We start from the raw sequence: 19,498 nt of genomic DNA, 5'->3' as shown, positions 1-19,498 counted from the left end.
AGTGTATTCGCTATACCTTTGCAGTGGTAAACCGCATCTTCAGCAAGCTACGGATCTGGATCAAGGTGAAGCCCACCAAGATCGAACCCATCACCCACGCGGCTGCCGTCGCATATCCAAATTTGAGGAACATGAACGCGTTCTGCCAGACCTCGAGACCAATGGTGCGGGTGGCATTCAGTGGCCCTCCTTGAGTCAATACAAAAACGTTTTCCATTGCTTTGAATCCACCAATAAAGACACCCAACAGATTGATGAGGATCAGCGGCTTTAATCCTGGAAGCGTAATGGAACGGATCTTCTGGATCCAGGATGCGCCATCGATATCGGCAGCTTCATAGCGTTCATCCGGAATGTTCTTAAGGGCTGCTAGGTACAAAATGGATCCAGGCCCGGCGCCTGCCCAGATGGCTGGCAGCACTACGGCAAACATCGCCAGAGAAGGGTTCCCCAACCAGTCGTTCGCTGTGGGCAAAGGTGAGTGACCGACCCAACCAAGAATTGGGTTTACAACATGAATGAGTATCGGTGCCACCAACGTGTTCAGCAATCCGGTTTCACTCTTCTCATAGAACTGCCTCCACAGAAATGCAATGACAATCGATGAGGTCATAGCCGGAAGATAGAAGAGCGTTCGAAAGAGGACCTTAAAGCGAGGAATCTCATTGAGCGCCAGCGCTAAGAAAATCGGTAGGAAGAATCCGATCACCAACGATAGGCCTACATACAGGAAGCTATTCCATAGGGACTTATAGAAAAGAGGCTGGGTGAAAACGCTGATGAAGTTGTCCAACCCAACCCAACGGGTTCCTCCAATGATGCGGTAATCCTGAAAAGCGATGGTGAGCCCCTTTCCTAAGGGGTAGTACGACCAAACACCTATGCTGAGGGCTGCGGGGCAAAGGCAGATTGCCAGAAAGGTCCAAACCTTGCGTCTCGACATTCCGGCCGGAAGTCTCTCAACCGCCATCTCCGATGCGGGTCGCCTCTTCCACCAAGTAAACAACCCGATGGAACCGAACAATGATATGGAAAGCAGAATTCCTAATGCCCAGGCTCGTTGCTTAGCAAGCAAGGCGGGCGGTGTGTAGCCCAACAGCTTGTCATCCATCTGTTTTTGCGTCTGCTGCAATATTTCGATCGCAGGGATCTGAGGATAGAGACGCGCTCGGTCTAGCCCTTCATCCATGACAGAGTAGATCTGTTGGCAGTTCTTACCGTAGGGCTCTGGATGTCCTGTTTTGAAGACGGCTTCATTGGCCCTGACATACTCAGGATCAACTTGAGAAAGTAAATCCTCATAGCCAAACTTCTTCAACCATATCGGGTTCACCAGGTTGCCTAGCCCTAGCTCAACGCATTTTTGAGTGTTGATCCTTGCCGCACCGTCGCCAGCAAAAAACTTGATGAATCTCCAACAGGCTTCCAGTTTTCGAGGATCCTTTACTCGTGAGCTGATCGCCCACATCCCCGCATTCACCTCGTTCCGTGTCCCCTTCGGTCCTGCTGGGAGCGCGGCCACACCAATGAGCGAGGGGGCCACATCGTTGCTGTAGCTCATCACCACATCATTGGTGTAATCCAGCCACATGGCTGTTCTTCCCGTGCGCACATCGTCTGTGATGTCCTTAGAACTGCCTACAGCTGGTCCGATTCGCTTGCCGTCCTGTGTCCAGGTGTCTAGAGTAAGACTCCGATAGAAGTCAACCGCTTGGGCCGCTTCTGGTGTTGCCACAATTGATCGCCAATTCCCGTTCTCAGCTTTCTGCACCATCTCGCCACCGGCCTGGTACAGAAAGTTCTGCCACTGATAGCTCGTGATGGACCCAAATACAAAGCCGTAACGACCCGGTTTGGTAAGCCTCTGGGCTGCAGACTTAAACTCTGCCCAGGTTCTGGGAGGCCTTGTTGGGTCGAGTCCTGCTTCGATGAAGTAATCACGTCGGTAGTAGAGACTAACGGCTACCTGGAAGAATGGTATTGCGTAAACGTTCCCATCAAAACTCTTCAAGACTTCCAGTACCGTCGGGTTCACGCGAGCCATTACGCCCACGTCTTTTGCGATCAGGTCATCGAGCGGACGACAAAAGCCCTGTTCAAGAAAGGTGTAGTATTGACGGAAGTTAACGTAAAACAGATCTGGAGCCGTATCCCCTGCCATCGACATGAGAAATGCATTGTCGGCATAGTCTCCAGCCAGACTAAGCCCACCCCCGTTGACTACTCGGATGTCTGGGTTTTGTCGATGAAACTCTTCGAACACTGCCCGGCGAACTTGTGCGGTGGTCGTAGTGGCTTCTTTGGGTGGAATTCCGTACGCATTGCCCGCCATCATGCGGATCTGAACAGGCTCCTGACATAGAGCGAGGCCGGGGAGCAATCCGAGGAGCAGGAGGAGTTTTCTCACAGAGTTATAAGGCAGTGTTGCCCTGACAATTTTACGTTAAATCCACCGCTCACCTGGAATCACACGCAAAAAAAGGCCAGATGACGAAACATCATCTGACCTTTTGGGGTTAACGTCTTCTTCGTCGGGAAGCAATTCCCACTAACCCAATACCCAGTGCAGCCATTGAAACGGGCTCTGGAACAGCCTGGGTGTCTAAGTCGAAGCTTGTCTTAGAAAGTCCCGCAGCGATGCTCTGATCCCCGAGGTAAGTGCCGCCGAATACTCCCGTACCCGATAAACCATTGAGAGCGGAGCCGACAACGTTGAATGAAATAATGTCACCAGCAAATGAGCGGTTGAGAGTCGTGCTGTTTCCCCGAAACAGTCCGCCGGTTCCTACCGAGAATGCCAGCGAATAGTTCACTCCCAAGTAAGTTCCTGTGATCGTTCCCGAGCCGACTAGCACTTGAGACGGAATCACGGCTTGTCCAGGGTTTGCTTCGACAAGGATGTAATTTACGCTGGATACAGTGAGATTGAGGTCATGTCCTGCGCGATATGTTGGTGTGGACTCAGACGTAATGATAGTCCCACCTACTTCACTGTAACTACCTTCAGTTTGAAAGGCAAAGGTTACGGCATGGGCTGAAATGGCTGTCAAAAACACGGAGCCAACGGCTCCGACGCGAATACATTTGAACATTTTGTCCTCCTCGAACAATTAGTCGTATAAAGGCTAACCCCCTGTATACGTAGCTTTGACGCCTACTCCTGAAATCGGTTCGTTGTCATGTACCAGGGTGACGTGCAAAATAAAAACCGGCCCCACCTTAAGGTGAGACCGGCTTTGTACAACCCTAGCTTATGAGATTATTTTCGCTTTCGTCTGGAAGCAATGCCCGCAAGCCCAAGACCTAAAGCTGCCATAGACGCAGGCTCTGGAACTGGTTCTGCATCAAGGTCGAAGCTCGTCTTAGAAAGACCTGAGAAGATTGTTTGCTCGCCAAGGAATGTCCCACCGAACACTCCGTTTCCAGTGTAGCCATCGAGAGCCGAACCAGAAATTGTGAAGGTGACGATGTCTCCAGCGAATGATCGTTTCAGAGTTGAGTTATTAGAGTGAAAAACGCCGCCAGTTCCAACTGAGAACGAGAGCGTGTAGTTAATACCTAAGTACTTACCTGTGATGGTGCCAGAACCAACAAATATCTGGGAGGCCGAACCAACGAGACCCGGAGTTGCTTCCAAAAGGCTGTAGTTGACGCTCGTCACCGTTAGGCCTGCATCGTGACCTGCACGATAAGTTGGAGCGCTTTCACTAGCAGTGATGGTGTTGGCGGTCTCGGAATACTCACCTTCCGTTTGGAAAGCGAATGTTACTGCGTGGGCTGAGAAGGCAGCCATAATAGCGGTGCTAACGGCACCAGCGCGATAAAAAACGTTCAATTAATACTCCTCGAATAAAAACTAGCCGCGTTGCTAACCCTCATTCTGTTACGTAATCATACAAAGATCGAAACATTAAGACAATCGTTTCATGCTATGAAATTTCTAAACGGCAAGAGAATTGTTAATTACTCGTAATTTTGCCAGAGGCGAAATTACAAAAAAGACCAGCCACCGCATAGCAGTGGCTGGTCAGATTCTCAAATGACTCTTACTTGCGCTTGCGTCGAGCAGCGATGCCTGCGAGACCGAGGCCGAGAGCAGCCATGGATGCAGGCTCTGGAACTGGTTCAGCATCGAGATCGAAGCTGGTCTTTGAAAGACCTTCGAAGATGTCCTTGCTACCAAGCAACGTGCCGCCGAAGATTCCTTCGCCTGTATAGCCGTCAAGAGCAGATCCGGTGATGGTGAATGTTAGGATGTCACCAGCGAAAGATCGCTTGTTGGTGAGGCCGTCCTTTCGGAAAACTCCGCCAGTTCCAACTTGGAAGTCGAGCTGGTATGCATTACCCTGGTAGAGACCTTTAATGGTTCCTGAACCGCCCCAGATCTGGGAAAGAGCAGCACCTGGTGCCAGCTCAACGATGTTGTAGTCAACGCTGGTAACGGTGAGGTTAGCGTCATGACCGCTTCGGTAAGTGGAGCCACCCTCAGCAGTGGTGAGCGAGCCACCAACAGTTTCGGTGTAGTTACCCTCAGTCTGAAAAGCGAAGGTCACGGCCTGTGCCGAGAGGGCCGAAGTTGCGATTGCGCTGATAACGCCAATTTTCAAGAATTTATTCATATGTCTCCTCAAACATGGGCCTATCGGACTCATAGGCACTTCATGCACTCCCATATTCTTCACTATCAGGAGACTAAAGATCACACTTTCGACAGTATTCCAGGACAATTACCTGGGAAATTAAAGTGGATACATGGATGAACGATATCTCTTTGGATGACGACTTAATTAGGTAGTTTATGCGGGTCTATTCCGTGATAGACCCGCATACTATGGATGTTACTTCCGCTTGCGTCGTGCAGCGATACCTGCAAGTCCGAGACCAAGAGCTGCCATGGATGCAGGCTCTGGAACGGCCTGAGCCTCTAGATCGAAGCTGGTCTTAGAGATACCGCTGAAGATATCCTTTCCACCCAGAAGAGTTCCTCCGAAAGTGCCGCTTCCTGTATAGCCATTTAGAGCAGAGCCAGCAATGGAGAAGCTCACGATGTCACCTGCAAACGAACGGAGCTTTGTTGATTTACTCGCTCTAAATACGCCGCCGCTACCGATGGTGAAGTTGAGCGTGTAGTCCACGTTGTTGTATTTCCCTTTGATTGCGCCACCGCCAAGAACAATCTGGCTGGGAGGGAATCCGACAGACCCAGGAGTAACTTCGCTAAAGGAGTAGTTAACCGAAGTGACGGTCAAGAGGGGGGTGTGGCCGGACCGGTAAGTTGGGCTGAGTTCATTGGATGTCAAACCGCCACTGTTGCTCTCTGTGTAGGTTCCAGCAGTTTGAAAAGCGAAAGTGACTGCCTGTGCAGAGAGAGTGGCAAAAGCGATTGCGCTGACTGCGCCGATTTTAATTAAATTCTTCATGATCTTTCTCGTTTGGTGACTTGTTCTCGTCAGATCTTATCCACGCAAATGTCGTGCCGTAATGGCTTAACCCCATGCAACCTCGCAACACTATGAGGAGAGTCCCTATCCCTTGAAGGGATAGGGAGATGGAGGCTTTACTTACGCTTTCGTCGAGCAGCGATGCCTGCGAGACCAAGGCCAAGAGCTGCCATGGAGGCTGGCTCTGGAACTGGTGCAGCGTCAAGATCAAAGCTGGTCTTGGAGATACCGCTCATGATGTCCTTCGAACCGAGAAGAGTTCCGCCGATGGAACCCGATCCCGTGTACCCGTCAAGCGCCGAGCCACTGATCGAAAAGTCGATGATGTTGGAAGCGTAAGATCGCTTCAGTGTCTTTTTGGAGGAGCGGAATACAGCGCCGTCCATCATTTCAAAGTTGAGAACGTATCCGATTCCAAGGTACTTACCTGTGATGGTGCCCGTTCCAACCGTGATGGTGCTGCCAGGAAATGCGACGGCGCCTGGGTTAGACTCTACGAAATTGTAGGAGACTGATTCAACAGTCAAACCGGCCGAATGACCGGATCGATAGTCTGCACCTGCTTCATTGCTTGTCAGGGACCCAACTCCGGTTTCTGTGTATTCGCCTTCTGTTTGGAAAGCGAATGTGACTGCGTGAGCCGACATCGCCGCTAGGAGTGCTGCGGAGATTCCGCTGATTTTGATTAGATTTTTCATGTTCTTCTCTCAAGTGTTGAGCAACTAATTGAGCTGCTTGCGGTTGAAATAGAACAAGGGTTGTGCCATTGAAGGCGATGATCCATAACCAAGCATCCTTGCCAAACAAAAAGACCCCCGAAGCGATGCTTCGAGGGTCTCTTTGTTTAATTCGCGTCGGAGAGAATTACTTGCGCTTTCGTCGAGCTGCGATACCTGCAAGTCCGAGACCAAGAGCAGCCATGGAAGCTGGCTCTGGAACTGCCTCTGCGTCGAGGTCAAAGCTGGTCTTGGAGATACCGGACAGGATGCCCTGATCGCCGAGGAATGTGCCGCCGAAGGTACCAGTTCCGCTGTAGCCGTTGAGAGCTGATCCAGCGATGCTGAAGTTAACGATGTCTCCAGCGAAGGATCGCTTGAGAGTTGCGTTGTTTGCTCGGAAGATTGCTCCGCCGCCGATGGTGAACGTCAGAGTATAGTCTTGACCGTTGTACTTTCCAGCAATGTGGCCAGTTCCGCTAAGAACTTCGCTTCCTGGGAAACCAGTTACTCCAGCAGCAACTTCTGTCAGAGTGTAGTCAACCGATGTTACGGTGAGCAGTGAGTCGTGACCTGTTCGGTAGGTTGCGCCAGCCTCGTTGGAAACGAGAGTGTTGGATGACTCGCCGTATCGACCTTCAGTCTGAAACGCGAAGGTGACAGCTTGGGCGGAAATGGCAGCAGTGATGACGGCGCTGATAGCACCAAGTCGAATTAGAGTTTTCATAGTCGCTTTCTCTCAACAAATGTGTCATGGGGTCAAACTCGACCCTATAGAACAATATTGCAGAACAGAATTCTGAAACACTGCTCTGACAACACTGAGGATTATAGCGCTTCTACAGTTTAATTGCGACCTAGATTGTGGTATGGCGTGGTTTCAACAAGCTTTTTTAACAAAAAGTTGCCATTTCGAACGCAAAAACACGTTTCAATGAATCGATCTTCGTTAACAAAAAACGACCAGCAGTCATTGCTGGTCGTTTCTATTGTGGAACTAATCCAGATTATTTGCGCTTTCGTCGAGCAGCAATACCGGCAAGGCCGAGACCGAGAGCAGCCATGGAAGCTGGCTCTGGAACAGCGTTGAGGTCGAAGCTGGTCTTCGAAATGCCTGAAAGGATGTTCTTATCGCCGAGGAACGTACCGCCGAAGGTTCCGCTTCCGGTGTAGCCGTTAAGAGCCGAACCGCTGATCGTGAACGTTACGATGTCGCCTGCGAATGATCGCTTCAGAGTGGTGTTGTTTGCTCGGAATACACCGCCGCTTCCAATAGTGAAGTTGAGCGTGTATGCGTTTCCGAGGTAAGTACCAGTGATGACACCGCTACCAACGGTGATCTGGCTTGGAGGGAATCCTGTTGAACCAACAGTGGTCTCCAAGAAGTTGTAGGAAACAGTGCTTACCAAGAGGCCAGCATCGTGACCGGTTCGGTAAGTTGGTGCAGCTTCGTTGCTCGTGAGAGCTCCGCCTGCTGTTTCTGTGTAAGTTCCAGCTGTCTGGAATGCGAATGTGACTGCCTGAGCGGAAATAGCCGCCATTACGATAGCGCTAATGGCGCCGACGCGAATTAAATTTTTCATACCTTTTTCTCCTCAACACATCTAGCAACACCCACGTTGGCTTGCACACACTGCGTTGCACGTTTCTAGTGTACGGTAACGGGACACACAGATCATCTTCGTTGCTGTTTTCTAACGGGAAAAATTGGCAACTTTGCGAGAATCTAGTAAAAATACGTGCGGCTTTCTGAAAAGATGCCTCCCTTTTATGGGTATTCGTACGAAACCATCCCGTTCCTGTTAAACAAGCACCGTTTTAACAGTCTGTAAATGGGCCTTGAAGTTGATGACAAACAGGCATACAAATGTATGCTAAAATGCTTCCACGACCGTGAGAAAAATCGGCAACAATTCAGAAAAATCCGCCGTTAGCCAAGCTATTGGCAGCGAGCGCGAGCGTGCTCTTGAACAAGCTCTCGTCCAGGTAGAGAAGGCCTTCGGTAAGGGCGCCATCATGAGGATGGGCGACAGCAATCGGGCAGCCGTCGAAGCCATTTCAACTGGCTCGCTTAGCCTCGATGTTGCTCTCGGCATTGGAGGGCTTCCCAAGGGACGAATTACAGAGATATACGGACCAGAGTCCGGTGGTAAGTCGACTTTGGCTTTGCATTGTGTCGCTGAAGCTCAGAAAGCCGGCGGTTTAGCATTGTACGTTGATGCTGAGCATGCAATGGATACTGAGTACGCCCGCACACTGGGCGTAGATGTTGACAAGCTCTATATTTCTCAACCGAGTAACGGTGAGGAAGCTCTTGAGATCGTCGATGCGATGGTTCGCTCTGGCGCAATCGACATTGTTGTGGTTGACTCCGTCGCTGCCCTCGTTCCAAAGGCCGAAATTGAAGGTGAAATGGGCGACAGTTTTGTCGGCATCCAGGCCCGAATGATGAGCCAGGCGCTCCGAAAGCTTGGTGGCTCGCTCAACAAGTCTCACACCGCAGCAATCTTTATCAACCAACTTCGAGAGAAGATTGGAGTGATGTACGGGAACCCAGAGACCACCCCCGGTGGTAGAGCACTCAAGTTCTGGGCCAGCGTACGACTGGAAGTCCGAAAAGGCGATGCTATTAAGAACGGTACCGACCAGATTGGAGCACGCACCAAGGTCAAAGTCGTAAAGAATAAGGTTGCGCCACCCTTTAAGACAGCCGAGTTCGACATGATTTTCGGCAAGGGTATCTCCCGAGCAGGTGATCTGCTTGATATCGCAACCCTCAAGTCAATCGTGACCAAGTCCGGAACCTACTTCAATTACGGAGAGATCCGGCTGGGACAGGGACGAGACAACGCACGAACTTACTTAGAAGACCACCTCGATGTCTTCACTGAGATCGACACAAAGGTTCGCGAGATGTTCAAGGCTGAAAAGCTTGCGACTCTTGACGGCTTTGTGGACGTTGAAGACGAGGAAGAACCACCCGAAGAGTAAATCTCCGAGTTAGCGTGATGCTAAACACCAACAATACGGCGCTCTCCAAGGCTCTTAAGCTGATGAAGAGCGCCGATCGCTTTGAATCTGAGCTTCGGCTGCTCCTTTCTGAGTTCGAACCTTCGGACGTCGAGGAGGCCATTTCCTGGCTACACAAGCATGGTTTGCTCAGTGACATCCGCACTTTAGAAAGTACGCTGAATCGGAAGTCTGGCAAGCGAGCCATCGGAATTGAATTGCTTCGTCAGGAATTGCTTTCAAAAGGCGTTTCCCCTGATCTTCTTGATGAAACGCTCAGTGTCGTAGACGAAAAGGAAAGAGCGCTGGAGTCTTTGACCAAGAAGTATCCACCCGACCCTAAGAATCGCGCGAAGGCTGGAAGGTTTCTTTTTAGCAGGGGTTTTAGCGAGGACTCGATTGAAGCCGCACTGGAAGCCTATTTTTCTCTTCAGAATGATTAATACATGTCGGACTACATCGGCCCCATCTTAGCAGGCATCGGAACCGCCGCCGGAATCTCGGCGATGGCCTATCTCGCTATGATCAGGCCTGCCAGGGAAAAAGTAGACCGGATGCTCCTGGACCTTGAAGCAAGGGAAAGAAATGTGGTTGAAGAAGCACAAGCAAAGCGAAACGCACTCCTGATTGAGGCCAAGGAAGAGATTCTCAAACAGCGCGAACGTATGGAGTCCGAGCTACGGGAAAAGTCTGCGGCCCTTACAAAACATGAGGATCGGTTGGGTGCAAAGGATGAGCAGCTTGAGAACAGACGGACTCAGCTTGAAGAGAGAGAGTATTCGTTAATCCAACAGGCCAAGGAAGTGTCGGAACAACGAGACTCCATCGCAAAACGGCTGCAAGCAATTGAGGAGGAACTCCAACAAGTTGCGGCTTTGGACAGAGATGCCGCGCGAGAGCTCTTTCTCCAGCGGATAGAAGGCGACTTCCGAGAAGCAGGAGCTCAAAAAGCCAAAGAGATTGAAGCCATTACCGTATCTGAAGCAGAAAAAAAGGCGAAGAAGGCTGTTCTAGATGTCATCCAGCGCCATGTGGTGGATTACGTCACAGAGGCAACTCTCGCTGTTGTAGAGCTACCCAGCGAGGATATGAAAGGTCGAATCATCGGTCGCGAGGGACGAAACATCCGAGCTTTTGAGCAAGTAACCGGCGTCGACCTGATCATTGATGAGACTCCCGAAGCTGTAGTCATTTCGTGTTTTGATCCCGTAAGACGCGAGACTGCTCGAATTGCTTTGATGAATTTGATGGTGGATGGCCGCATTCACCCGGGCAGGATTGAAGAGCTCTACGAAAAGGCCCAGGTCGAGGTGGCTCGCATGGTACGCGAAGCAGGCGAGAAGGCGGCGGAGCGCGCAAACATCGTCGGGCTCTCACCCAAGGCCATTGAGATGATGGGCAAGTTGCGTTTTCGAACGTCTTATGCCCAGAACGTCTTAGACCACTCCGTCGAAGTTTCTCACCTTGCTGGCAGCCTTGCTCACGAACTTGGGCTGAATGCTGAAATCGCAAAACGAGCTGGATTTCTTCACGATATTGGAAAAGGACTAGGCCCTGAATGGGAAGGTCCTCACGCTCTCACCGGGATGGAGTTCCTCAGAAATTTAGGAGAAAAAGAGACCATTCTGCACGCAGTGGGAGCACACCACTACGAGATCGAGCCGACAACTCCGGAGGCAATCCTTGTCATTATTGCCGACACCATCAGCGCTGCCCGCCCAGGCGCACGCCGCGAGAATCTAGAGAACTATTTGAAACGTTTGACCGCGCTCGAAGCCTTGGCCAACAGCTTCCGAGGCGTCGAGCGTAGCTACGCTGTTCAAGCCGGTCGTGAGATTCGATTAATTATCAACCCCACGGAAGTTGACGACTTGGGTGCAATGACTCTTGCGAAGGACGTCGCACGTCAAATTGAGAAAGAGATGGAATACCCTGGCCAGATTAAGGTGACAGTGATACGAGAGACCCGAGTTCATGATGTTGCCAAGTAAGTTCCTCCCCGTTCAACAAGATTATTCTTGATGCAATGTGGTTGACTATCGGGGTTTCTTGGTAAGGGCCAATCAACAAATCGTAAATGAGTAGTTACACCATTCTGTTTCTCGGCGACGTGGTAGGTGAGCCCGGCCGTATTGCCGTTCAGCAAGGCTTGCAAAGCTTGCAGGACACGCACCAGCCGCTCTTCACAATTGTGAATGGTGAGAACAGTGCAGGAGGAGTTGGAATCACTCCCAAGATCGCCGACCAGCTTTTCGAGTGGGGCGCGGATGCAATCACACTGGGTAACCACGCTTACAACAAGAGAGATATCTTCCCTTATCTAGAGGAAGGTCGCCCCATTGTCCGACCAGCCAACTTCCCTAAGGGATCACCTGGCAAAGGCTATGTACTGGTCAAGAAGGATGGGTTAGAGCTTGCTGTGGTAAATATGTGTGGACGGGTGACGATGGATCCTTACTACGATGATCCTTTCGGTGGCATCGACACAATTTTCTCGCAACTGTCCACTCCACATCGATTTGTCGACTTTCATGCAGAGGCTACGAGCGAGAAGATTGCAATGGGATATCACTGCGAGGGAAGAGCAACGGCTGTAGTAGGAACCCACACTCACGTTGCCACGGCAGATGAACGTGTCTTGGATGGCGGTACCGCCTACATAACGGACGTAGGAATGTGTGGCCCCGTAAACAGCGTATTAGGCATGGATCGTGAGATCATCTTGGAGCGATTTAGAACGGCTCTGCCGCAACGATTTCAAGTTGCGAACGAAGTCGGTGTAATCTCTGGGGTGGTTATAAACGTCGAAAGAGAAACGGGTCGCGCAATAGACATTGAGAGGATCCGATTTGGAGAGATGGCGTGACGAGCGCCCAGAGGACATAGATGAAAAAATTATGGATTGCAACAGTGGCATCTGCCGCGAGCGTCTCGGGGTTCGCGCATCAGGGTGCCGAGGTGATCTACTCACCTGGAAAGACCATCACTGATCAGGGCATCTCCGTGAAGGCTTGGGGAAGCGGCACGATCTCGCAGACCGACGAAGTCTATTACGAGGGCGCCTACTCCATCAGAGTCTCCACTAAGAACTACTTCCAAGGCGGATTCCTTAACTTCTCAAAGCCCGTGGACCTGAATAAAGAGTTTGAAGATAAAAACAATCTGCTTCGCCTGAAATTCAAAGTTAATGACGGAGCAGCCCTCGGGTTCAGCGGCAAGGGCGCTGCACCCGGCGGTAAGGGTGGTTTCCCAGGTGGCCCCGGCGGATTTCCTGGCGGGCCTGGCGGTAAAGAAGGTGGGAAAGGTTCTGGAGCTGGGTTCCCTGGTGGACCGGGCAAGGGCAGTGGCGCAGGGTTCCCTGGAGGTCCAGGAAAAGGTAGCGGCGCTGGGTTCCCTGGTGGACCTGGTAGGGGTGGGTCCCAAGGCGGACCTGGAGGCTTCCCTGGTGGACCAGGGGGCTTCCCCGGAGGACCTGGCGGCGGCTTCCCCGGCGCTGGCGGAAAGGGTGGTGACTTCGGTTCATCAACCACATCCGTGCCAACGCTGAAGGTGATGCGGTTGATCGTAACCACAACCGATGGTAAGAAAAGTGAAGTTTACTTACCCGCGAACACGAGTGCAGGTAGTGACAACGGGTGGAGTAGTTTGGCTCTTCCGCTTCAGGCAATCACTGGCTTTGACAGAACTAACAAAGTGATCAAGCAGATCGCTTTCTCTGGAGATGCCACAGCTACATTCTATGTAGGCGATCTCCGAGTCATCAACGATAGCACGCCTATCCGCGGTGACATCAGTGGTCCCAAGACGCTCAACCTCGCCCTCGGCGATTCGGTGACTCTATCGGCAACCGCAACGGGCGGTTCAAGCATTCTCAAGTACTCTTGGGACTTTGACAGTACCGACGGAATTCAAGAAGATGCTACCGGTCGAGTGATTACGAGAAAGTTCCGCAAAGCCGGCAAGTACATCATCACATTGACGGTGACGGATCTTTACGGACTGAAGGCACCCTACACAACAACCATCCAAGCTACCGTAAACCCTTAACGGTACACACGAAGTCGGCCATGTTTGGCCGACTTCGTCCCTATGGCTGTCAATCGTACTGTTGCGATTTGTGCCATATTTTTGGTACCAAATGGTCCAGCAGACTGAACAAATCTGCATTTGAAACCGACCAACATATTGTCAAATGCAAGTTCAAATGACGCTAGCCAGGTAGTTTTTCCTGGCCATGACGAGCGATATTGATAAAGTTTTTAGTTTGGTCGATGCAAATATCTCATCAAAACTGCTCACTTGAGCGCATGAACGTAGATATTTCGGTTTAACTGAGCTAAGATACTATGTAACCTTCCTCACGACCCTTTTAGGGAGCCTGAGGCGGAGATTAGTGACCATGCGAATAGCGTTGTGCTGTAAAGAAGGCCTCTTTTGTGAGGCACTAGCCAGCCTTTTAGATCACCACGGTAGTTTTCAAGTCGTAGCAAACGAAACGAATGCACGAGCTTTGATCACATCCGCCAAGGATCAGAGGGCACACATTCTCGTCGTTGATTCCTTCCAGCTAGATAAGAACGATCTACAGTTCCTCTTGGGCGCACGCGCATTCGGAGATTTCGCAGTTGTTCTTATCTGTGGCGAAGATGACCAGAGCGAATTCAGCGACGTTCCTGTTGATCGACTTATTACGCGATCCAGCAGTTCAGAGCACCTGTTCGAAGCTCTTGGTGAACTCGGTGGAAAGGTTCGACTCTCCGTTCGCCCATACGTGCGAGAATCTCGCCGAGGATATGGTCGAGGCGCAAATGAACTGAGCCGACGCGAATATGAGTGCGCACAGCTCGTGGCGAAGGGAATGAGCAACCGAAAGATTGCCAACATCACTGGCCTTCGAGAGCAGAGCGTCAAGAACCTCGTTAGCGTCGTGATGAGAAAGCTCGGATGCGAGAACCGCGTTCAGGTAGCCCTCAAGCTCACGCAAGGTGGCTATGCTCACCCAGGCGGAGCACCAGAAGAAGAAGAGTAAAGATCCTATCGCGAACTACTCGCGGTAACTAACCTCAAAGGTTGTCCCTTGGTTTCTCATCACAGAGGAACCAAGGGTTTTTTATTTGCGACTATACTCCTAGCTGTGAAACAGCGAGTGATCACCGCCCTCATCCTAGCGCCGATCGTGTTGGTGGCACTTCTGATCTCCTCGCCTTACCCACTCATCGGTCTGGGCTTCCTCGTGAGTATCTTAGGTTCTCAAGAGGCTGCCAAGCTCATGCGTGCAAGCTCACCTGGCACCTATGCATCAACGGCCTGTGTGGTTTACATAGCCGTGATCGCCGTTTATCTGACGAAGTCGACCATGTCACCTCTTCCTATTGCATTAGGACTCGTGGTCGTGTGGCTTTGCAGTGTCATAGGGGCAAACTCAGTTGCGAGAAATGGCAAGACCTCGCCGCTCGGAATCCTATCTGTCGGATGGGTGATCAGTCCTCTTCTCGCGCTCATACTCATTCATCAAAACGATGTCGGTAACACCACTTGGACTGCTAATGCAACGCTTCTCGCACTTGTCCCGATCTGGGCGGGCGACACCGCAGCAATATTTGCAGGGAAGGCGTTTGGGAAACATCCCCTCGCACCCAAGATCTCTCCTAAAAAGACCATCGAAGGTGGACTAGCGAATCTAATCGCATGCATCGCCATGTCGTCTACCCTAGCGCACTTTCTCCACTATTCACTCACCATAGGGATCGTGATTGGCTGTATCACTGGAATCCTAGGGCAGGCGGGGGACTTGTTTGAAAGCAACCTTAAGCGACATGCCGATCTCAAGGACAGTGGAACCTTGCTGCCCGGTCACGGGGGAATTTTAGACCGCATCGACAGCATCCTTTTCACTGCACCCTTTGTAGCTCTCGTTTTGTTGGCTTTACACTAAGCTGGTAACCTTGGGTTGATGCTGGCAGTCGAGACCCAAGACCTTCGGAAGACCTACTTCACCAACAAGAAACAGCCGGGTGTCTGGGGTGGCCTTAAGTCTCTGGTCAGCTCGGAGAAGACCGCAGTAGAAGCCGTGAAGGGCGTGAATCTCCAGATCAAGCAGGGAGAGCTTGTTGGATTTCTGGGTCCAAACGGTGCCGGAAAAACCACAACCCTCAAGATGTTGAGTGGAATCTTGCAGCCTACTTCCGGTGAGGTACACGTGCTCGGCCATATTCCGAGCAAACGGGAGAACGAGCTACTCAAAAAGATCTCTCTGGTGATGGGCAACAAACAGCAACTCTGGTGGGACTTGCCAGCTTGGGATAGCTTCATGGTCTTGAAAGAGCTCTACGAGGTCCCAGACGATATCTATAAACGTCGTGTCGACCAATTGATTGAAGCCCTCCAACTCTCGGACAAGATCAACACCCAAGTGAGAAGACTTTCTCTTGGGGAACGGATGAAGTGCGAGTTGGTAGCCGCCCTCATCTACGCCCCGCAAGTCATCTTTCTAGACGAACCTACACTTGGCCTAGATGTGGTGAGTCAGAAGCGCATTCGAGACTTTCTGAAGGAACTACATAGAGAACAGGGTTCGACCATCCTTCTCACAAGCCACTACATGCAAGACGTACAAGAACTCTGTGATCGAGTCGTCGTGATTGACCATGGCTCGGTGGTGTTTGAAGGAACACTAGAAGATTTATCTAGTCAATTCAGCGACACACGGCGGGTACGACTCACTCTCTCGTCACCAGTTGACTCGACCGCACTCGTGGCACATGGGAAAGTCATCGAGAGCACCGATGAGCAGCTTGTGATCGAAGTCCCACGTGCAAATACTGCCGCAGTCACTTCAGCGCTCCTACAGTCGTTGCCCGTCATTGATGTTGCGATAGAGGAAGTTGACATCGAAGAGGTCATCCGAGACCTCTTCAGCAAAACTCAGTAATGTTTCACGTGAAACAAAACCGGCGGCTACATTGAGCCACCGCCCCCTCTTTGACCTAGCCAACACCACTTAACGCGTCGCTTCGCTTTGACAATCCGAACCCCCTCCAATCACGACGTCAACCGTTACACATTCGGGTGAGGCAAGTGATCACCTGAGAAACTGATTGCGATCATTCATTAAGACGCATCACCAGTCCATTCGCTTAGGAGCTTGAAAATGATGTAGATCGATCTACCACACTCTAGGCACCAGTTTACGCTCGCAGATGGGTCCGGATACAGGGAGAAAGCGAAACATCGCTGCACTCTCCCATGAGACAGACATCCTTAACGCTCGCATCGATAATGTTTCACGTGAAACAAATCAGGCCGAGTAAAATAGAGACCAGACCCTCCAAGACATGGAAGGGTCAGGAGACATCTAATGGACCTGAACAACATGCCGACGCGCTATGACGCGTCTGAGGCCGAGTCAAAGTGGTATTCCGCGTGGGAAAGCGCCGGGCTGTTCCAGCCAAGTAGCGACCCAACCAAGCCGGTCTACACAATCACCATTCCTCCGCCCAACATCACCGGCAGCCTCCACATGGGCCACGCCCTGTGTTATCCCCTTCAAGACCTTCTAGGCCGATTCCACCGACTCCAGGGCAAGAGCGTTCTCATTCTCCCAGGCCAAGATCACGCCGGCATCGCCACACAAAGCGTTGTCGACAAGCAGCTTCGCAAAGAAGGATCCAGCGCTGCGCACATCGGACGACAGAAGTTCGTCGAGCGTGTTTGGGAATGGAGGAAGGAGTCTGGAGACACCATCCTTAACCAGTTCCGAGCGCTTGGCTGTGCCTTCGACTGGAGCAGATCACGCTTCACGCTCGATGAGCAGTACGCCGACGCGGTTCTCAAAGTCTTCATCGACTGGTTCGAGCGAGGCCTGATCTTCCGCGGTAAGCGGGTTGTCAACTGGGACCCCAAGCTCAAAACCAGCGTCTCTGATATCGAAACCGAGCGCCAAATGATCAAGGGCAAGCTGTACCATGTGCGCTACCCCTTCGCGGATGGGAGCGGCCACGTTATCATCGCCACCACTCGTCCAGAGACGATGTTGGCCGACGTTGCCGTTGCAGTTCACCCGAGTGACAAGCGATATGAGGGGCTCGTTGGCAAGAACCTGGTCCTCCCACTGGTAGGGCGAGAGATTCCGCTCCTAGCCGACCTCTACCCAGACCCAGAGTTTGGTACGGGCGCGGTCAAAATCACCCCGTCGCACGATGCGAACGACTACCAAGTCGGCGTCCGGCACAACCTGCCGATGCCTGTCGTGTTAGATCTCACCGCCCATATTAAGGTGGAAGACGTACTGCCGTTCGCCGACACAGAGGGCGTTAAGCGGCTGCAGAAATACGAGGGCATGGATCGAAACGAGGCTCGAAAACAGATCGTTGCCGACCTCGAAGAGCTCGGATTCCTAGAGAAGATTGACGACCACGACATCGCTATCGTGATCAGCGACCGCAGCAAGGACGTCATCGAACCCCTCCTCAGTGAGCAGTGGTTCTGCGACCAGCCCAAGCTCGCCGAGAAGGTCATCACGGAAGTAAAGAACGGTGAGGTCAAATTCCACCCGGCTCGCTACGAGCGCATCTTCCTGGAGTGGATGGAGAACATCCGCGAGTGGTGCATCAGTCGCCAGCTCTGGTGGGGCCACCGAATCCCCATCTACTACACTGAAGATGGCACAGCCTATGCAGCGCTTAGCTGGGATGAAGCACAGCAGAAGGCGGGCGATAACAAGATCGTTAAACAAGACGATGACGTGCTCGACACCTGGTTCTCCAGCGGTCTCTGGCCGTTCGCAACCCTCGGCTGGCCCGAGCAGACAGAAGATCTCAAGCGCTTCTATCCAACGAGCGTTCTCGTAACCGACCGAAATATCATCAACCTATGGGTCGCTCGAATGCTCATGATGGGCTACGACCTCATGGGCTCCAAGCCCTTCGACGACGTCATGATCTACGCCACAGTCATGCGCGAGGATGGCCGCCGAATGAGCAAGAGCCTAGGCACAGGTATCGATCCGATGGATGTGATCAACACCATCGGTGCCGACGCGCTGCGCTACACGCTGCTAAGCCAAACCGGTGAGAACCAAGAGCTCCGATACAGCGAACGGAAGACAGAAGACGCCCGCAACTACTGCAACAAGATCTGGAACGCCACCCGATTCGTGCTCATGAATGTGGAGCAGGTCCCACAAGAGCCAAAGCAGCTAGAAAAGGTCGACCAGTGGCTCCTCAGTCGCCTGTACGCCACAGAGAAGCTCGTCCGCGAAGGATATAGCAATTACGACATCCAGGGCGTGTGCCAGGCTCTATATAAGTTCTTCTGGGGCGAAGTGTGCGACTGGTACATTGAAGTCTGCAAATCGCGCCTCAGTGACACAGAGCAGAAGCAGACGCCCCAGTGGGTACTCCTGACGGCCTTCGATGCCTTCCTGAAGATGATGCATCCCATCATGCCGCACATCACGGAAGAGCTGTACAGCCACCTGCCGCTGCCCAATAAGGCACCGTTCATCATGTCTGCCGAGTGGCCCAAACTGCCGGAATCGTTCCATCAGCCCGAAGCCGAAACAGATATTGAGCGTGTCTTTGAGGCGACACGTGCTCTGCGAGCACTACGGGCTTCCGTGGACCTAACCCCCAAGAGCAACGTGCCCGTGGCCTACTATGAGGGTTCACTACGCGGTGGAGAGGGTGTTGTAGCTTCTCAGGCCTGGATCGAAGAGCTCAAGGAAGGCAAACCCGAAGGCGAAAAGGTGATCTCGGCCGCAATCATGGGTCTCGTCCTGCACCTCCCCATCTCAGGCTTGGTTGATGTAGAGAAGATGCTTGCGAGTCTCGATAAGGAAGAGGCCAAGATCAACGACGAGTCCGCTAAGATCGCCACGCGCTTGAGCAATCCACAGTTCGTGGAGCGCGCCAAGCCAGAGGTTATCGAGCGCGACCGAGAGACACTAGAAGAACTCAAGGCGAAACTGGAGAAACTCCAAGAGCGCCGCACCCTCTTCTCGTAACTTGCATTTACTCCTCCCCCAGAGTCTCTAAGAACTGGGGGAGATAAGTCATCGGCGGAAGGGCCAGCAAATGCAGTTCCACACAAACCGAGCGACAGCCCCCAGGATCTCGAACAACAACCATTCCAAGATCCATAGCAGTACTTCTCCCACCAGCCAACAAAGGATATCAAGCATCGCTCTCCTTTGAGTTTGATTGACTGGCCTGATACTCCATGAAGGAAGCGATTACTTCCAAGATAAAGGCTAAGATCTCCATTCGGCTCCTTGTCTCAGCAACATTTGAACAAAACCGGCTGTCACCCGGGTCTTAGGAAGTTCCGACCTAA

General features: G+C 52.0%; 17 protein-coding genes. 9 read left to right on the top strand and 8 right to left on the bottom strand.

Annotation, left to right across the window (positions count from 1 at the left end):
* Positions 1-10: 10 nt before the first annotated feature.
* The 8 genes from ACZ51B_RS11030 to ACZ51B_RS10995 all read right to left on the bottom strand — a co-directional run bounded on the left by ACZ51B_RS11030 (position 11) and on the right by ACZ51B_RS10995 (position 7,740).
* Positions 11-2,407 carry an extracellular solute-binding protein gene (locus tag ACZ51B_RS11030; protein WP_464293380.1) on the bottom strand — a complete coding sequence of 799 codons (2,397 nt, stop codon included), beginning with the start codon at positions 2,405-2,407 and terminating at the stop codon, positions 11-13.
* A 109-nt stretch (positions 2,408-2,516) separates the two neighbouring features.
* Positions 2,517-3,092 (bottom strand): PEP-CTERM sorting domain-containing protein, encoded by a 576-nt coding sequence (locus tag ACZ51B_RS11025; RefSeq protein ID WP_464293379.1) that lies wholly within the window; start codon positions 3,090-3,092, stop codon positions 2,517-2,519.
* A 167-nt stretch (positions 3,093-3,259) separates the two neighbouring features.
* Positions 3,260-3,835, bottom strand: coding sequence for a PEP-CTERM sorting domain-containing protein (locus ACZ51B_RS11020; RefSeq protein ID WP_464293378.1), 576 nt, complete (start codon positions 3,833-3,835; stop codon positions 3,260-3,262).
* A gap of 211 nt (positions 3,836-4,046) precedes the next feature.
* The gene (locus ACZ51B_RS11015) at positions 4,047-4,607 is read right to left on the bottom strand and encodes a PEP-CTERM sorting domain-containing protein (protein WP_464293377.1); all 561 of its coding nucleotides are present in this window, start codon (positions 4,605-4,607) and stop codon (positions 4,047-4,049) included.
* Between the two features lie 231 nt (positions 4,608-4,838).
* Complete coding sequence (locus ACZ51B_RS11010) at positions 4,839-5,420, bottom strand: PEP-CTERM sorting domain-containing protein (RefSeq protein ID WP_464293376.1); 582 nt, start codon at positions 5,418-5,420, stop codon at positions 4,839-4,841.
* A 137-nt stretch (positions 5,421-5,557) separates the two neighbouring features.
* A complete protein-coding gene (locus ACZ51B_RS11005; protein WP_464293375.1) occupies positions 5,558-6,139 on the bottom strand; it encodes a PEP-CTERM sorting domain-containing protein in 582 nt (193 codons plus the stop codon).
* Between the two features lie 166 nt (positions 6,140-6,305).
* Positions 6,306-6,884 carry a PEP-CTERM sorting domain-containing protein gene (locus ACZ51B_RS11000; protein ID WP_464293374.1) on the bottom strand — a complete coding sequence of 193 codons (579 nt, stop codon included), beginning with the start codon at positions 6,882-6,884 and terminating at the stop codon, positions 6,306-6,308.
* A gap of 280 nt (positions 6,885-7,164) precedes the next feature.
* On the bottom strand, positions 7,165-7,740 hold the full coding sequence (locus ACZ51B_RS10995) for a PEP-CTERM sorting domain-containing protein (protein WP_464293373.1): 576 nt from the start codon (positions 7,738-7,740) through the stop codon (positions 7,165-7,167).
* Between the two features lie 310 nt (positions 7,741-8,050).
* On the opposite strand from ACZ51B_RS10995, the gene recA reads away from it, so the two are divergent.
* The 9 genes from recA (at position 8,051) to ACZ51B_RS10950 (ending at position 19,169) form a co-directional block, all read left to right on the top strand.
* A complete protein-coding gene (recA, locus tag ACZ51B_RS10990) occupies positions 8,051-9,148 on the top strand; it encodes a recombinase RecA (RefSeq protein ID WP_464293372.1) in 1,098 nt (365 codons plus the stop codon).
* A 17-nt stretch (positions 9,149-9,165) separates the two neighbouring features.
* Positions 9,166-9,609 carry a regulatory protein RecX gene (locus ACZ51B_RS10985; RefSeq protein WP_464293371.1) on the top strand — a complete coding sequence of 148 codons (444 nt, stop codon included), beginning with the start codon at positions 9,166-9,168 and terminating at the stop codon, positions 9,607-9,609.
* A gap of 3 nt (positions 9,610-9,612) precedes the next feature.
* Positions 9,613-11,157 (top strand): ribonuclease Y, encoded by a 1,545-nt coding sequence (gene rny, locus ACZ51B_RS10980; protein ID WP_464293370.1) that lies wholly within the window; start codon positions 9,613-9,615, stop codon positions 11,155-11,157.
* 86 nt (positions 11,158-11,243) lie between these two features.
* Positions 11,244-12,032 (top strand): TIGR00282 family metallophosphoesterase, encoded by a 789-nt coding sequence (locus ACZ51B_RS10975; protein ID WP_464293369.1) that lies wholly within the window; start codon positions 11,244-11,246, stop codon positions 12,030-12,032.
* A 20-nt stretch (positions 12,033-12,052) separates the two neighbouring features.
* Positions 12,053-13,213 carry a PKD domain-containing protein gene (locus ACZ51B_RS10970; protein WP_464293368.1) on the top strand — a complete coding sequence of 387 codons (1,161 nt, stop codon included), beginning with the start codon at positions 12,053-12,055 and terminating at the stop codon, positions 13,211-13,213.
* Between the two features lie 352 nt (positions 13,214-13,565).
* Positions 13,566-14,195, top strand: a complete 630-nt coding sequence (locus ACZ51B_RS10965) for a response regulator transcription factor (RefSeq protein ID WP_464293367.1) — start codon at positions 13,566-13,568, stop codon at positions 14,193-14,195.
* Positions 14,196-14,300: 105 nt separating this feature from the next.
* Positions 14,301-15,101, top strand: coding sequence for a phosphatidate cytidylyltransferase (locus ACZ51B_RS10960; RefSeq protein WP_464293366.1), 801 nt, complete (start codon positions 14,301-14,303; stop codon positions 15,099-15,101).
* 18 nt (positions 15,102-15,119) lie between these two features.
* Positions 15,120-16,097: an ABC transporter ATP-binding protein gene (locus ACZ51B_RS10955; RefSeq protein WP_464293365.1), complete on the top strand. Its 978-nt coding sequence runs from the start codon at positions 15,120-15,122 to the stop codon at positions 16,095-16,097.
* Positions 16,098-16,523: 426 nt separating this feature from the next.
* On the top strand, positions 16,524-19,169 hold the full coding sequence (locus ACZ51B_RS10950; RefSeq protein WP_464293364.1) for a valine--tRNA ligase: 2,646 nt from the start codon (positions 16,524-16,526) through the stop codon (positions 19,167-19,169).
* The last annotated feature ends 329 nt before the right edge of the window (positions 19,170-19,498 follow it).

It is taken from the genome of Fimbriimonas sp. LA-C6, assembly GCF_055398105.1.
Note: the sequence above shows the minus strand (reverse complement) of the source record. Positions and strands in the feature narration are given on the sequence as shown.

Coding starts and splice junctions, on each gene's coding strand:
- ACZ51B_RS11025 (WP_464293379.1), bottom strand. CDS start 3,092: ATGTTCAAATGTATTCGCGTCGGAGCCGTTGGCTCCGTGTTTTTGACA.
- ACZ51B_RS11010 (WP_464293376.1), bottom strand. CDS start 5,420: ATGAAGAATTTAATTAAAATCGGCGCAGTCAGCGCAATCGCTTTTGCC.
- ACZ51B_RS11005 (WP_464293375.1), bottom strand. CDS start 6,139: ATGAAAAATCTAATCAAAATCAGCGGAATCTCCGCAGCACTCCTAGCG.
- ACZ51B_RS11000 (WP_464293374.1), bottom strand. CDS start 6,884: ATGAAAACTCTAATTCGACTTGGTGCTATCAGCGCCGTCATCACTGCT.
- ACZ51B_RS10995 (WP_464293373.1), bottom strand. CDS start 7,740: ATGAAAAATTTAATTCGCGTCGGCGCCATTAGCGCTATCGTAATGGCG.
- ACZ51B_RS10985 (WP_464293371.1), top strand. CDS start 9,166: ATGCTAAACACCAACAATACGGCGCTCTCCAAGGCTCTTAAGCTGATG.
- rny (WP_464293370.1), top strand. CDS start 9,613: ATGTCGGACTACATCGGCCCCATCTTAGCAGGCATCGGAACCGCCGCC.
- ACZ51B_RS10975 (WP_464293369.1), top strand. CDS start 11,244: ATGAGTAGTTACACCATTCTGTTTCTCGGCGACGTGGTAGGTGAGCCC.
- ACZ51B_RS10970 (WP_464293368.1), top strand. CDS start 12,053: ATGAAAAAATTATGGATTGCAACAGTGGCATCTGCCGCGAGCGTCTCG.
- ACZ51B_RS10965 (WP_464293367.1), top strand. CDS start 13,566: ATGCGAATAGCGTTGTGCTGTAAAGAAGGCCTCTTTTGTGAGGCACTA.
- ACZ51B_RS10955 (WP_464293365.1), top strand. CDS start 15,120: ATGCTGGCAGTCGAGACCCAAGACCTTCGGAAGACCTACTTCACCAAC.
- ACZ51B_RS10950 (WP_464293364.1), top strand. CDS start 16,524: ATGGACCTGAACAACATGCCGACGCGCTATGACGCGTCTGAGGCCGAG.